The following is a 14,656-nucleotide window of genomic DNA, read 5'->3' as shown; positions in this document are numbered from 1 at the left end:
CCGAGTGAACTCTCCTAAACCAAAAGCTTTCCATGTAAGGCCCAACACTCGTGCCACTTGCCGTCATTTTGATGACAGCAAACAATGAATGCCGACACTGGCAAAGTAGCGATATACTCCCTGTGCGGGCCGGAGCAACGGGTCAAGAGAGGAGTGTTACCTGATAGCCATTATGCTCCTGGCGTACTTAGATTCAGTAAAAAACTGGCAAAACAAAGCATCGGTGTGGACTGGCTTAAATGAGTACTGCACTGAAATACCTAACAGTAAAAAATAACAGGAAAACACTATGTTGGCCAGACCTTTGCACTCAGCACCTACGGCCTCCGCTAGTCTAGCGCTTGCTCAAAGCTATTTAGATGCGGGTCGACATCACAAGGCGGCTGAGAATCTGGATGTCGCTTTTATCTTGTATGACCAGGCAAAAGTAACCTTTAGACAGGCCGCGGATGCGTACCAGGTAACCCCTCCCTTATCCCAATTGAAGAGCGCCCTTGCCAAAGCTCAGGCATCGCAAACACCCGAAGAAAAGGCCTTGCGGGAACGCATCGCTGAGGTCTATTTTGAGCGCGCGGAACTGCTGGGGAAATTAGGTAAAACCACCAAAGCGCAGGCAAGTTATAAAAAAGCGCAAACCTGGGGCTATGAGGATACTAAGTCGTCCACTACTACGCCGGTCATGTCGCTGTTTACGAGCAGTGCACCGGCTGTGATTCGGGCGGCCACATCTATTTTAATGTCTGCCCAGGCAAAAAGCGATCTGGTGGATTATCTATTTGAAAAGGCCCTGTTAACTCTGGGCGCTTTAGAGGTATCGAATAAACCCAGCCTGTTTCTGGTCTATGCGCACGATAATATCGAATACGGCAAGGCTGAGGCTAGTACCTCTAAATATTTAATTAATAAGCTATCCAAAATCCAAGTCAATCTGCATTCAGATCAAACGCCGATGGGGAAAAAGTATTCCGGCTCGCCAGAAGCGCTGAAACAGGATGGCAAGCTCGAAGATATTTTAACTAATCAGCTGTGTTTGTTGCCCACTCAGTTAAGAGAGGATGTTAAGCCGGTGAATAAAGTGGTCGTCTGTTGTTCTGAGGTATTAGGAAGTTATCTCAAATGGCCAGACTATGATTGCTTTTATCAGGCGCTTCGAGCAGCCTATCTGAAAGACCGTGAACAACCGGCCCATGCAGACATCCCCGAAATCCGTGAGGTGGTGAGAAAATTTTCCCAAGAAGAAAACTATAAAGCAGGGTTCCATCATGTGTTGACAGAAATGGCCTTTTTGCAAATCCGGGCAGAGCAGTTGAAAGATCACGGCATTATCCCTGTTTCATTAACCCCAGGGAGCTATGATCAATGCTTGGCGGAATTTATTTCAGCGACGACCGTTCGGATGGAAGATTGTCTGCGCTTTGAGGCACAAGCGCAAGCCGGCCAAGAAGTGTATTTGAACCAAAGTCGGCACCGGGTGCTATTTAAGCTGATTGAACGGTTGTTAGTGAGCAGCGATGAGGCCAAAACGTTTCTAGACAAATTTTGGGATGGGCATGGCCATTTCATCGCGCGTTTAAAAAAAGAGCCTCCACTTAGCCACCTTGAGTTTGCTCAGCAGATAGACAACATCTTTGAAGACATCCGCACCGCGTTGCACAGTCAGCTGGCCTCCACCGTGCAGCAACACCACCAGCAACTATGGGTGCTAAATGCGGATCCTCGGACCACGCTAGAGACACAGTATTTTGCTGCACTGAAGCAAGATGAAGCGTTTAAGGAAACCCAACTGCTGTATGTTGACCTGCGTGGCACGGCAAGCCTAGAAGGGAGAACCGAGACGTTTGACCTTTTATCTGCCGTGAAAGCGCTGCTTACAGACAAACAGGTGGTACTGTTAACAGGGGACTCTGGGGCCGGCAAATCCACGTTAAACCGTTTGCTCGAAAAGCAATTATGGGAAAAAAGAGAAGAACAGGATGCGATTCCGCTGTTTATCGCTTTAGCTAGTATTGACAAGCCTGAGCACGACCTCATTGCCAAAGCATTAAAGAAAAAAGGGCTATCCGAATTTCAGATTCAAACGTTAAAGAAAGAACAACAAAAATTTATCTTCATTTTGGACGGCTACGATGAGATTCGGCAGACACAGAATCTGTATCTGAGTAATCGGATCAACCAGTCCGACGGTTGGCAGGGCCGGATGGTAATCAGTTGTCGCAGCGAATATCTGGGCCGCGACTATCGAAGCCGTTTTCAACCGAATCCGAATTTGAAGGGCGAGGACCCATTCTTTCAAGAAGTAGTGATTGAGCCATTTTCAGAAACCGAGCGCAATTGCTATCTTAAAAAATATGTGGCGCACAACCAAATGGGATGGGCGTCGCAACGTTATGAAGAAGCGCTGGGGCAGCCGCATTTAAAAGACTTGGTGAGCAACCCATTTTTACTGCAAGTGGTCCTCGAAGCATTACCGTACCTCGACAATGAGGGGAAAGCGCGCAGTGCGGTGCAGTTGCGCTTGGACCTGTATGCGCATTTCGTCAGACGCTGGTTTGAGCGCAATCAACAGCGCTTAAGCACACAAGATTTAAAAGGGACGCAAGGAGAGATATTTAGAGCGTTGTGCGATGATGATTTTGCCCGACACGGTATACGATTTGTGAATGACTTAGCGGTGCATCTGTATACCGAGAATGGGGGCAACCCCGTTGTCAGATATTCATTGTTCGAAGATGAAGGGAATTGGAAAGCGGCCTTTTTTGGGCGCGAAAGCAAAAAACAGCTACTGCGAGAGGCCTGGCCCCTGATCAGGAACGGCAATCAATACCGCTTTATTCATAAATCACTGCTGGAATATTGTGTGGCACGGTCACTGTTCGAGTCTTTCGATGCGTGTATCGCACCTAACGCCCACTCCCGTCGTGGTAGTGATGCTTCCGTCTATAGTTTTGAAAACGAACCGGTTCTGCGTCCCCCAACGCTGCTAGACGTATCGTTAACCCCCAAGCATTGGATCGGCGATCTAGGCGTGGTGCGATGGTTGACCGAGCGCGTTTTGCAAGAGCTCGCCTTTAAAGAGCAGCTTTTAGCGATAATCGAGCGCTCCAAAACAGACCCCACTGCGCGCAAGGCTGCGGCCAATGCGGTCACGATATTAGTGAGAGCCGGGATACAGTTTAATGGAGCAGATCTGCAAGGGATACAGATTCCAGGAGCAGATCTGAGTGAGGGCGTATTCGATTATGCGCAGTTGCAAAGGGCGGATTTAAGAAAGGTGAATTTTCGCAAGAGTTGGTTGCGCAATGCTAATTTAACGGGTGCGCAGATGGCTGGCGTGCGATTTGGCGAATGGCCGACTCTCAAAGAGGAGAGCGAGGTGCTGTCTTGCACGTATTCACCGGATGGAAAAACGTGCGCTATTAGGCTTGGAAATAACACTATCAGCGTGTATTCGACTTCGAGTTGGGAAAAAATCCACACCTTACAAGGGCATACCTCCTATGTTTTTAGCGTGGTGTATTCGCCCAGCGGCCACCAGATTGCCTCGGGCAGTGAGGATAAGACGGTGCGGCTGTGGGACGCGTACACCGGGGACCTTACATACACCTTACAAGGACATACCGACTCTGTTAGTAGTGTGGTGTATTCGCCCGGCGGCCAGCAGATCGCCTCGGGTAGTTATGACGATACGGTGCGGCTGTGGGATACGCAAACCGGGGCTCTCGCGCACACCTTACAAGGGCATACATCCTATGTTTATAGCGTGGTGTATTCGCCCAGCGGCCAGCAGATCGCCTCGGGCAGTCAGGACAATACGGTGCGGCTGTGGAACGCGCAAACCGGGGCCCTCGTGCACACCTTACTAGGGCATACCGACTCTGTTAGTAGCGTGGTGTATTCGCCCAGCGGCCAGCAGATCGCCTCAGGCAGTGTTGACAAAAAAGTGCGGCTGTGGGATGCGCAAACTGGGGCCCTCGCGCACACCTTATTAGGGCATACCTCCTATGTTTATAGCGTGGTATATTCGCCCAGCGGCCAGCAGATCGCTTCGGGTAGTTTTGACCAGACAGTGCGGCTGTGGGACGCACAAACCGGTGACCTCGCGCACACCTTACAAGGGCATACCTCCACTGTTTATAGCGTGGCGTATTCGCCCAACGGCCAGCAGATCGCCTCGGGCAGTGAGGATAAGACGGTGCGGCTGTGGGACGCGCAAACCGGAGCCTTCGCGCACACCTTACAAGGGCATGCCAACTCTGTTAGTAGTGTGGTGTATTCGCTCAGCGGCCAGCAGATCGCCTCGGGCAGTGAGGATAAGACGGTGCGGCTGTGGGACGCGCAAGCCGGAGCCTTCGCGCACACTTTACAAGGGCATACATCCCCTGTTAGTAGCGTGGTGTATTCGCCCAACGGCCAGCAGATTGCCTCGGGCAGCGAGGACAAGACGGTGCGGCTGTGGGACGCGCAAACCGGGAACCTCGCGCACACCTTACAAGGGCATACCTCCTCCGTTAGTGGCGTGGTGTATTCGCCCAGCGGCCAGCAGATCGCCTCGAGCAGTAAGGACAGGACGGTGCGACTGTGGGACGCGCAAACCGGGGATCTCGCGCACACCTTACAAAGGCATACCCACTTTGTTAGTAGCGTGGTGTATTCGCCCAGCGGCCATCAGATCGCCTCGGGCAGTTATGACAAAACGGTGCGGCTGTGGGATGCGCAAACTGGGGCTCTCGCGCACACCTTACAAGGGCATACCTCATATGTTAGTCGCGTGATGTATTCGCCCAGCGGCCAGCAGATCGCCTCGGGCAGTCAGGACAAAACAGTGCGGCTGTGGGATGCGCAAACCGGGGCTCTCGCGCACACCTTACAAGGGCATACCTCCTCCGTTAGTAGCGTGGTGTATTCGCCCAGCGGCCAGCAGATCGCCTCGGGCAGTCAGGACAAAACGGTGCGGCTGTGGGACGCGCAAATCGGGACCCTCGCACACACCTTACAAGGGCATACCAACTCCGTTTTGAGCGTGGTGTATTCGCCCAGCGGCCAGCAGATCGCCTCGGGCAGTCAGGACAATACAGTGCGGCTGTGGGACGCGCAAACCGGGGCTCTCGCGCGCACCTTACAAGGGCATACCAACTCCGTTTTGAGCGTGGTGTATTCGCCCAGCGGCCAGCAAATCGCCTCGGGCAGTCAGGACAATACGGTGCGGCTGTGGGATATTGCCTCGGGTCAGTGTTTAGCGGTGATGCGAGATTTTGGTGGAAGAGTCGCTAGCGTTGCCTGGAGAGTAGCGCCCACTGGCACCTATTTAGCAACCGGCTGTGCCGATCACTCTGTTCGCTTATGGCAGCTCATAGAAGAGAAAGAGGATTATCAGGTAGTTCTGAATTGGAGTTCAACGCATGACAGACTGACCGTGTCGAATACCTCTATCCAAGGCGTGCAAGGCTTAAGTCGGATGAATCAGCAGCTTTTGCTGCAACGCGGGGCCGTCGATGAGCCATCCCCGTCTTTAAATTTACGTGAGTAATCTGAGCTCCGCTGTGACGCAACCTAATTTTTCTATAGAAAAATCAGTCAGGCTAGCACCATCGGCGAACAAGCGATGCTTGCATTCTGATTTTGCCTGAGAAAAAACAAGGAGGTGCATTGTCGTAATGAGCCACTATATGGAAACTCAATTTTAATGGTTATCTGCTTATTATAAACACTAGGTTGGTATTGCTGGGATCGAAATGGTGGCTGGTAATACCAGTATTAGACTAACCCATAATTCAAAAAAATGATCACATAATCTGCCCGGAAAGGTACATCTTAGTTCCGAAGAGCCCTCCCAAAAATTTTACTTTGGGCGTAATTCCTCGAGCTAATTTTACATTTTTTTGGGGGCACAAATAGCCAAATTCGAATGGAGTGCGGCCTAGTCAATAGAAAGGGAAGCGCATAGCCGTTAGATTAATTTTAACGGAACCGGGTTGACTAAGCCGCGCGCGCAGGCAGCACAGAGATCATGATCCTCTCTGTGCGCCGAAAGGCTTGTCAGCAGACTACCCGTTAAGTTCTCAATTTCTTTGGCAATTTTGTTGAGTTCATTGGATAGGTTTTGCTTGCAGCGGGTACAAGAAAATTTCGACCCGCCGGTTTTGCGAGCGGCCAGTCGGTGTGAGGTTGTCCGCAATGGGTTGAGCGTGCCCGCGCCCTTCAGAGGAGAGCCGGCCAGAGGCAACGCCGCGGCTGACGAGAAAGTTAACCACCGCCAGTGAGCGGCTTTGTGAGAGCGTCATATTGTAAGGGACCGCGCCGGTATTATCGGTGTGACCAATGATCCGGGCGACCAACTCTGGATTTTGCACCAAGGTGCGCGCTACCTCATCAAGAGCAGGCGTAAATGTTGGCCGGATTTGATAGCTATTCGTTGCAAAAGAGACTGAACTCGGGATATTGACTTTGAGCGAACCGTCTTGTTGTTCAGTGATTTGCGTGCCAGTGCCTTGTGTGGCGCCTGCTAAGCGTTGCTTAATAGCTGACCAGTTGTAAGCCGTCAGACCGCCCGCTACGGCGCCGATTGCACCGCCGATCATGGCGCCTTCCGAGTTGCCAATTAGCGCACCCAAGCCAGCGCCCGTTGCAGCACCGATGCCAGTGCCTAGCGCGGCATTGTTTTGTTGCCCAGCAGGCGCTGCACAACCTGCCAAAAGTGCGCTAACGAGTAGGCAAGAAGCCAAAGGTTGGACGATTTTTTTTGAGTTAATGTTCATAATATACTCCGGAGATTAAGGTATGGCGCTAAAGTTTTTTGCTGCCACTGACGCAACTCTAACTATAAGGATGACCTTCACACAAGAATCAGTTTGAGTTACTGTCTGAGTGTGAATAGATTAAGATTGCTCTAGAGCGAGCGTTTTGTGCAATATATTTTGATATTTCTTCGGTCATTGTCTGAATTGCGCATCACCTGAATGCTTTGTATCAGTTTGAATTATCCAATTTGCTTTGATCTCGCGTTATGATGAATGATTTCGAGCCGCTTTTATTAAGCTTAAGGGATAGGGCTATTGCAGGTTTGTGCTGCGTAGTTTTACCCTGCGGCCCAATCGGCCCTCTACCGTTACAATGAATGAGATAGAAATTTTATGAGTATTGATAACGCTCAGATTCAAGCTGCGCTAGCTCAGATTATCGATCCGCATATGGGCGAGGACCTGATCTCAACAAAAAGCATCCGCCATAGTGCGATCGAAAAAGGGTGCGTGACGGTTGAGGTGGTGCTCGGCTATCCGGCGCAAAGTCAGTTTGAGGCGTTGCACACTCGCATTACCCATGCGCTTGCGGCTTTGCCTGGGGTGGAGAGTGTTGACGTCACTATTTCGCAGCAAATTGCCGCACACGCGGTTCAGCACGGCATTAAATTACTCCCCAATGTGAAAAATATCATTGCCGTCGCATCTGGCAAAGGTGGGGTGGGTAAAAGCACCACAGCCGTTAACCTAGCGCTGGCGCTGGCGGCCGAAGGGGCGAGCGTTGGCTTGTTGGATGCCGATATCTATGGCCCATCCCAGCCGATGATGCTTGGCCTTGAGGGCAAGCCTGAATCAAAAGACGGCAAATCGATGGAGCCGCTTGAACGCTACGGCATTCAAGTGAATTCGATTGGTTTTTTGGTTGGTACGGATACGCCAATGGTCTGGCGGGGGCCAATGGTCACTTCTGCATTTGATCAGTTGCTCAAGCAAACCAACTGGCGTGAACTCGACTATTTAATTGTCGACATGCCGCCGGGTACTGGGGATATTCAGTTGACGCTAGCGCAGCGGGTGCCCGTGACTGGCGCGGTGATTGTGACTACGCCGCAAGATATTGCCTTACTTGACGCTAAAAGAGGGCTAAAAATGTTCGAGAAAGTGGGCATTCCAATTCTTGGCATTGTGGAAAATATGAGTACGCATATTTGTACTCAATGTGGGCATGCAGAGCCTATTTTTGGCGCGGGTGGCGCCGCGCAAATGTGCGCTCAATACGGCGTTGAACTGGTGGGTAGTTTGCCGCTTGATATCAGTATTCGTGAGCGGACCGATGCGGGGTGTCCAACGGTGGTGGCGCAGCCGCAAGGTCACAATGCAGGCATTTATCGTGAAATTGCTCGCAAAGTTGCCATTGCTGTTGCGCGTAAGGCGCGCGATATGCGCTCAAAGTTTCCAGATATTGTGGTGCAAAATACCTAGCGGCTTAGCCATACAATTCGCCCATATTTTGCCTCGAAAGCAGTATTATGAGGTTTGAGTTAGCGTGGATGGGGATGGCCAGTCTTGTTTCATAAAGGCTGCATTTTATCTAGGTCGAGTGTTAGAGGATTGCATGAAAAACCAATCAGGCAAGGCAATTTTTCCGGTTTTTATCATGCTGGTGATGGTGGGCGTGTTTAGCCTGCTGAATGCCGGATGTTCGACTTTATTCGGGCCGCGTGAAAAGAGCGCGCACGCGATACTTTTGCCTGTGGTGGGGGGTACTGCACGCGGTACGGTTCATTTTGTTGAGCGTGCAGATGGTATGCAGGTCACCTACAATATTGTGGGCTTACCACCAAACAGTGAGTACAGATTTCAAATTTATGAACGGAGCCACTGCAATGCATTCAGTGCACGCAATACTGGCCAGGTGTTCGACCCGAGTCGTTTGAGTTGGAGTGGCGCACCGGGTAACGCGCGCCCAGCAGGCAATATGCCCAATATTAAAGCGGACACAAATGGTGTCGCAACGGGTTTTGTGGTGGTCAATGAACTGACATTGGACGGTATTCGTTCAGTAATCGGCCGCTCGGTCGTTGTGTTGCATGATGAGGATACTTCTATAGGAAAATCACGGCTTGCGTGTGGTGTGATTCGAAGGTAGGTGTAGGGAGCCTGTTTTGATTAAAAAACTCAAAAAATTTATTGCATAATTTTTTTTAACCTTCTATAGTTGGAAAACACGTGATGGAATTTAGAGGTAATCCTCGTTTTTGATGATTCCATCCGTGTGCAGCAAATGTCATCCGTCTGCGGTAGGGGGGCGGTTAATTTTTCATTATTAAAGTGAGGAAGTAATCATGACCAATAGCAAAAAAATCAACACACAAGATACCCAATTGCAAGACGAAACTCTGACCGAGTTTTGCGCTTCTGAAGCAACCATGGGTGGCTCAGGACAATATAGAGAAGCGGGCGTTGGCCGGTTCCTATAAGGATGATCGACTGATTGTCCCTAACGAATGTCAGACGAGCATTCTAGAAGCAGATAAATGGCTTGCCTGGCATTCTTTCAACGAAAAATGAGGAGAAAACCATGATTAAGAATCAAGAACTCAATCTGCAAGACATCCAATTGGACGATGAAGCGCTGACGCAATTTAGCGCTTCTGAAGCAACCATGGGTGGCTCAGGACAATATAGAGAAGCGGGCGTTGGTCGGTTCATGTAAGAACCATCGGCTCACAACTTAGGGGGGACGCCAGACAAGGCGCTTAAGAGCAGATCAATAGCTTGTGTCTGGCGTTTTGGGAAGACTATTACATAAAGAAGAATAGATGCCTCATCATTTGATGCCCAATATTTTCGGGGCTTGCTTTTCAGGGCAAATTATTGTGCTCGACGTGATCCGTGATCGGTACGTCGTTTTATCGCATGGGCAGTCAGCCGCAGTCGCTCCTTATCTTGGCCTTGATTCGGCTTCTTTTGAAGCGAATGTTGCCTCCAATACCAGTATTTTGCAAAAATTAATTGAGGCCCATTTAGTCACAGAGCAAACCTTTCCGGCGGTCGATCCCAAATTAAATTCGGTCAGTCCTTCCCCGCAAACAGGTGGCATGTCTGCTAATGGGTGGAAGCTGGCGGATAATGCTTTTGAGCATAGGCCTGCTTGGCGCTGGATCATAAGAGCGATGCTTGACCTAAGAGCGGTACACAAGCACGCTACAAAGCAGGGGCTTGCTGGCGTCTTGCAACTGTGCTCTCAAGCTATTGGGCAAAATGAACTGCATTTTGCTCAAACAGAAGAATACATGCCTTTTGTGAATGCGCTTAATTGGGCGTGTTTATTTTATCCGAAACCCACTAAATGTCTGGAGTGGTCTGCAGCGCTAACGCTAGTGTGTGCGCGTGCCGGCCTGGCATCAAAGCTGCTGATTGGTGTCCAATCTTTCCCATTTTATGCGCATGCGTGGTCGGAAACTGACCATGCGATTATTGGCGACAGTGCTCTGAGAAGAAAGGAGCTATCCGTCATCCTTGAATTTCCAACATCGCTCTTGGAACTACCCTATGACCGTTCTCGGCATCGTTTATCCCACAACACAGGAATTTTTAACGCCAAACCGGGATTGGGTTTTAACTCGAGATAAAACCGGCCAGCTAGCCGGTGCGTTATGGCAGGAGGCAGACCAGCGCCATACTACATGCACCCTGTATGGTGAGAGCGAAGCGTATTTCTATGGCTTTTATGGGCAAGCTTTTTCAAAGCAAGACAATACTGAAATTAATGAAAATGACTTGCGTGAGATTGCCTTAAAAGGTCCGTCTTTATTAACCGCTAAATTTTGGGGGCAGTATTTATTTGTCTGCTTTGATAAGGTAGCCAAGAAATTCATTTGCTGTTGCGATCCGAGTAACCGGTGGGCAATCTATTGGTCATGGTCTGAGCGCCACGGACTGTTGTTTTCAGACAGCATGACCTGCTTGCATCAAACGCTCAAGGAGAGAGGCGAGCGCCCGGGATGGAATACCTCGTTTTTTACCACTTGGCTGCGAACCGGTTCAGTGCAAAGTGGCGAATTGCCATTTGAGGGTATCTCGGAGTTGCCACCGGGATGCGCTATTTTCTATACGCATGGACATCGGCCGGAAATGTTGCCGGTTTGGAATCCGCTCATGAGCGCGACAGATGGCTTAGCTTCTCAAAATCCGTATGAGATTTTGAAAAACTACCTGAGCTTGCAGATGCCAAACGATGAGCGGCCGGTATTAGAACTTTCAGGCGGCTTGGAGTCGAGTTCCGTTTTATTGGCATTGCGCGCGGTAGCGCCTGCTCAGCAGCGGATTGCTTGTGCTCATTATTACAATTCGGCGGTGGGCTCCTCTAACGAACTTGAGCATGCCCGCCGCGTCGCCCAAAGTGCGGGTGCTCAGCTCGGTGAAATCGACACTGGCGTTTTGTCGTTTGCGCCGGTCAAAGATCTACCGCGTGTTGCCAAGCCGCATATCCGCTATTGCTTGCTGGCGTTTAATCAGCATTTTGCGAGCCGGCTCGAAGAGCGTGAAAACAGTGTTTTGATTAGCGGGCATGGGGGGGATTCGCTCTTTCTAGCACCGCCCCCTTTTGGTGTGCTAACGGATGCAATGCTCACCCTGCGCTGGCGGCAGTTGTTTCGGATTGCGATGGATTTGGCATTGATCCGTAGAACATCGCTCGCTCACATTGGGTGGCAGGCCATCAAGTCTGCACTCGCGGCAGACCCCTCTGAGGGGGTGGGCGGCACATTTGGCTTAATGTCTGACGCGGCCCAATTATCCCCCCTTGATGGCCGCTCTCATTTGCATCCGTTTATGCAAAAAACCAAAACTCGCTTACCGGGCAAGTTATACCAATTATTCCTCGCCTATTTGGCGCTTGATGATGTCAGGACGCCAGCGTATCCATTCAAAAAGGGTACGCATTATCCATTTCTTTGCCAGCCAATGGTCGAGTATGCGCTGTCGATACCCAGCTACTGTCATTTTGATGGTCCTCATAATCGGATTATTGTGAGAAAAGCTGTCTCCGAGGCCACCGGCTATCCACACCTCTGGCGGCGCAACAAAGGCGAAACCTCCGGTATCGATTTGCTCGGCATACGCCAACATAAGGATCATGTGATGGCGCACTGTCTTGAGGGTTTTCTGGTTAAGCAAGGGTATATCGATCCAATTAAAACCCGTCACGCAATCCAGGAAAGTTGCAAAGGTCGTAGCGAATATTTTATGGATATTCTTCATCTGTATGCTGCAGAACTCTTTATTCAGGGATGGCAATAGCCAATGAAATTAGCCAAAATGCCTAAAGCCTTCAAGGCGCTGCGTTTTCTATTTAGCTGCTTATGGACCGCTGAGCGGTATGCGCGCTGGCAAGTGATTGCAGCTACCGGATGTACCGGACTTTCAATTGGTCTGGCCGTGGTGACGCCAGTGCTGCTTAAATTGTTGATTGACGATTTTTCTAATTTATCGACTTCATCGATCACCGCTTATGCGCTGTGTATAGCGTATGGCTGTGCGTGGTTTTTCTCACAAGCGTTGCGGCGTGGCGAGCAGTATCTGGTGACGGCAATCAATGAGCGCATCAAACGGTCGATCACGGTCAATTATGTTAGCCAAGTCCTTAACCGTCCCGCTGCTGCGCTGAGTGACCACCAAAGCGGTGCTTCGGCGAGCGAGGTAAGCCGCGCACAAGACAGTGTGATGCGTGCTCTGATTGGAATTTTTTGGCATATTGCGCCACTTTGCATTGAAATTAGCCTGGCTTGCACTGTCGTATTTTTTATGTTTGGCGCGGTTTATGCTTTTGTCCTACTCGGATTTTTATCGGCTTATCTGTATTCCACGACCCTAACGATTTCCTATTATACGGGCTTACAGCGTCAGAAAAATCTGGCCTCGGACCGTGCCTCAACTGTGCTGATTGATACCCTCACGCATGCCGATACGGTCAAAGCTTTTTCAAATGAAGCGGGTGAATTGAGACAGCTTGACCGAGTTTACAAGGCGCGAGAACAAGCGAGTGTCCAGCTTGCTCGAAAAATGGAAATCTTCGGCGTGCTGCAGTTACTGATTGTTGGCATTGGGCTCGCTACGCTAACGAGTATGGCGTGCCGAGATATCTTTGCGCAGCGGTTTACCGTGGGCGACTTCGCGCTGTTAAATGGTTATCTTTTGCAATTCACCCTGCCATTGAGTTCTTTTGGTTATGCCATCCGTGAAGCACGGCTTGGTTTGTTCAATCTCGAAGAGCTGCTGGATAAATTGGAGACCCGCTGGGATTTCAAGTCTGCTAGTGATGCGCTGTTTGAGCGAGCGCCATCGATTCAATTTAAGCAGGCGAGTTTTAGCCATGCCCCGGGTAAATACGTTTTGCGAGATGCGAGCTTTACCGTTCCAGCCGGTGCATTTTGTGCGATTGTCGGCCCGACTGGCGCGGGCAAGTCGACCTTGATGAAGCTGTTATTGCGTTTGTATTCATTGGATAGCGGAGCGATTTTGATTGATGGTCGACCGATCGAATCGTTTTCTGAGCAAAAGTTGCGTCAGTCGGTCAGTTATGCCACTCAGGACGCGCATTTGCTAGATCGGTCGTTACGCGAAAACATCAATTTTGCTTGTCCGCATGCATCAGAGGCAGAGCTTGCGCGGGCCATTAGCACTGCGGCGCTCACGCCAGTGATTGCGGCTGCCGATGCTGGGCTCGAAACTCAAATCGGTGAGCGCGGTAACAAACTCTCAGGCGGGGAACGGCAGCGTGTCACGCTGGCCCGCGCACTTTTGAGGCAAAGTCATTTACTCCTTTTAGACGAGCCAACAGCCGCACTCGATGGGCAAACTGAAGCGACGATTTTTAAGCATTTGCATGAACGTTATCTTCAAACCACCCGGCTTATCATCGCTCATCGGCTGTCGGCCATTCAACATGCGGATTTGATCCTAGTGTTAAAAGATGGCGCGATTGCTGAGCAAGGCACGCATGGTAGTTTGTTGGCGAAAAATGGCATTTATGCGAGCCTTTGGCATAAGCAGGTTGGGTTCCCTATGCTTGAACAGCGTCAAGTCAGCGCCGCGTTTTGAAGTGGCAGGTGGTGGCAGCGTAGCTTGGTAGGATCAAGCATTAAGCGGCAATCATGCTATTGTTTTATAGCGTGGGCCGGCATTAAGCTAAGCCGCAGTCGGCCAGCGCTGGTGCCGGCAGCGAGGCAGACATTCAGCGCCAGGCCGGCGAATGTATAGCGGGTCCCACCAAGCTGCTTCAATCAAGTAAAATAGTCGCTTTTACTTCTCTTCTCAGCACATCGAATGACAATTAAATCCGATAAATGGATTCGGCGTATGGCCGAAACGCATAAGATGATCGAGCCGTTTTCAGCGAACCAAGTTCGTCTCGGCGAAGATGGCCAAAAGATTGTCAGCTATGGCACCTCGAGCTATGGCTACGATATCCGGTGTGCGGACGAATTTAAAATCTTCACTAATATCAATTCAACGATCGTCGATCCGAAAAATTTTGATGAAAAATCGTTTGTTGATTTTAGGGGAGACGTTTGTATTATTCCACCCAATTCGTTTGCGCTGGCGCGTACGGTTGAGTATTTTCGGATTCCGCGTAGCGTCTTGACGGTTTGCTTAGGAAAATCGACCTATGCGCGCTGTGGCATTATCGTTAATGTGACGCCGTTTGAGCCAGAATGGGAAGGTTTTGTGACGCTGGAGTTTTCTAATACGACACCGCTGCCTGCCAAGATTTACGCTAATGAAGGCGTGGCGCAGGTATTGTTTTTTGAGAGCGACGAGGTATGTGAGGTCTCATATCGTGATCGTGACGGAAAATATCAAGGGCAAAGAGGCGTGACTTTGCCCAAAGCTTAAGCGCTTAAGGTGCGGCTTTG

10 protein-coding genes are annotated in these 14,656 nt (G+C 50.3%); 9 read left to right on the top strand and 1 reads right to left on the bottom strand.

What is annotated here, in order from left to right; translation table 11 throughout:
* Window positions 1–289 precede the first annotated feature (289 nt).
* Window positions 290–5,527, top strand: coding sequence for an NACHT domain-containing protein (locus tag NQD60_RS05840; RefSeq protein WP_257100046.1), 5,238 nt, complete (start codon window positions 290–292; stop codon window positions 5,525–5,527).
* Window positions 5,528–6,086: 559 nt separating this feature from the next.
* Here NQD60_RS05840 and NQD60_RS05835 read toward each other — a convergent pair.
* A complete protein-coding gene (locus NQD60_RS05835; RefSeq protein WP_257100045.1) occupies window positions 6,087–6,755 on the bottom strand; it encodes an OmpA family protein in 669 nt (222 codons plus the stop codon).
* A 375-nt stretch (window positions 6,756–7,130) separates the two neighbouring features.
* Here NQD60_RS05835 and apbC point away from each other — a divergent pair, with 375 nt between their 5' ends.
* From apbC to dcd, 8 genes are all read left to right on the top strand, one after another.
* Window positions 7,131–8,219, top strand: coding sequence for an iron-sulfur cluster carrier protein ApbC (apbC, locus tag NQD60_RS05830; protein ID WP_257100044.1), 1,089 nt, complete (start codon window positions 7,131–7,133; stop codon window positions 8,217–8,219).
* A gap of 133 nt (window positions 8,220–8,352) precedes the next feature.
* Entirely contained in the window at window positions 8,353–8,886 is a 534-nt protein-coding gene (locus NQD60_RS05825; RefSeq protein ID WP_257100043.1) for a superoxide dismutase family protein, read from the top strand.
* Window positions 8,887–9,082: 196 nt separating this feature from the next.
* Window positions 9,083–9,217, top strand: coding sequence for a burhizin family lasso peptide (locus NQD60_RS05820; protein WP_257100042.1), 135 nt, complete (start codon window positions 9,083–9,085; stop codon window positions 9,215–9,217).
* Window positions 9,218–9,318: 101 nt separating this feature from the next.
* The gene (locus NQD60_RS05815; protein WP_257100041.1) at window positions 9,319–9,453 is read left to right on the top strand and encodes a burhizin family lasso peptide; all 135 of its coding nucleotides are present in this window, start codon (window positions 9,319–9,321) and stop codon (window positions 9,451–9,453) included.
* Window positions 9,454–9,559: 106 nt separating this feature from the next.
* Window positions 9,560–10,372: a lasso peptide biosynthesis B2 protein gene (locus NQD60_RS05810; RefSeq protein ID WP_257100040.1), complete on the top strand. Its 813-nt coding sequence runs from the start codon at window positions 9,560–9,562 to the stop codon at window positions 10,370–10,372.
* The gene (locus NQD60_RS05805) at window positions 10,293–12,041 is read left to right on the top strand and encodes an asparagine synthase C-terminal domain-containing protein (protein WP_257100039.1); all 1,749 of its coding nucleotides are present in this window, start codon (window positions 10,293–10,295) and stop codon (window positions 12,039–12,041) included. The genes NQD60_RS05810 and NQD60_RS05805 overlap by 80 nt, the downstream gene beginning before the upstream one ends.
* Before the next feature lie 3 nt (window positions 12,042–12,044).
* Window positions 12,045–13,841 (top strand): ABC transporter ATP-binding protein, encoded by a 1,797-nt coding sequence (locus NQD60_RS05800; RefSeq protein WP_257100038.1) that lies wholly within the window; start codon window positions 12,045–12,047, stop codon window positions 13,839–13,841.
* 225 nt (window positions 13,842–14,066) lie between these two features.
* Entirely contained in the window at window positions 14,067–14,636 is a 570-nt protein-coding gene (gene dcd / locus NQD60_RS05795; RefSeq protein WP_223691440.1) for a dCTP deaminase, read from the top strand.
* The last annotated feature ends 20 nt before the right edge of the window (window positions 14,637–14,656 follow it).

The sequence above is a fragment of the Mycoavidus sp. SF9855 genome, assembly GCF_024582735.1.
GTDB lineage: Bacteria > Pseudomonadota > Gammaproteobacteria > Burkholderiales > Burkholderiaceae > Mycoavidus.
Note: the sequence above shows the minus strand (reverse complement) of the source record. Positions and strands in the feature narration are given on the sequence as shown.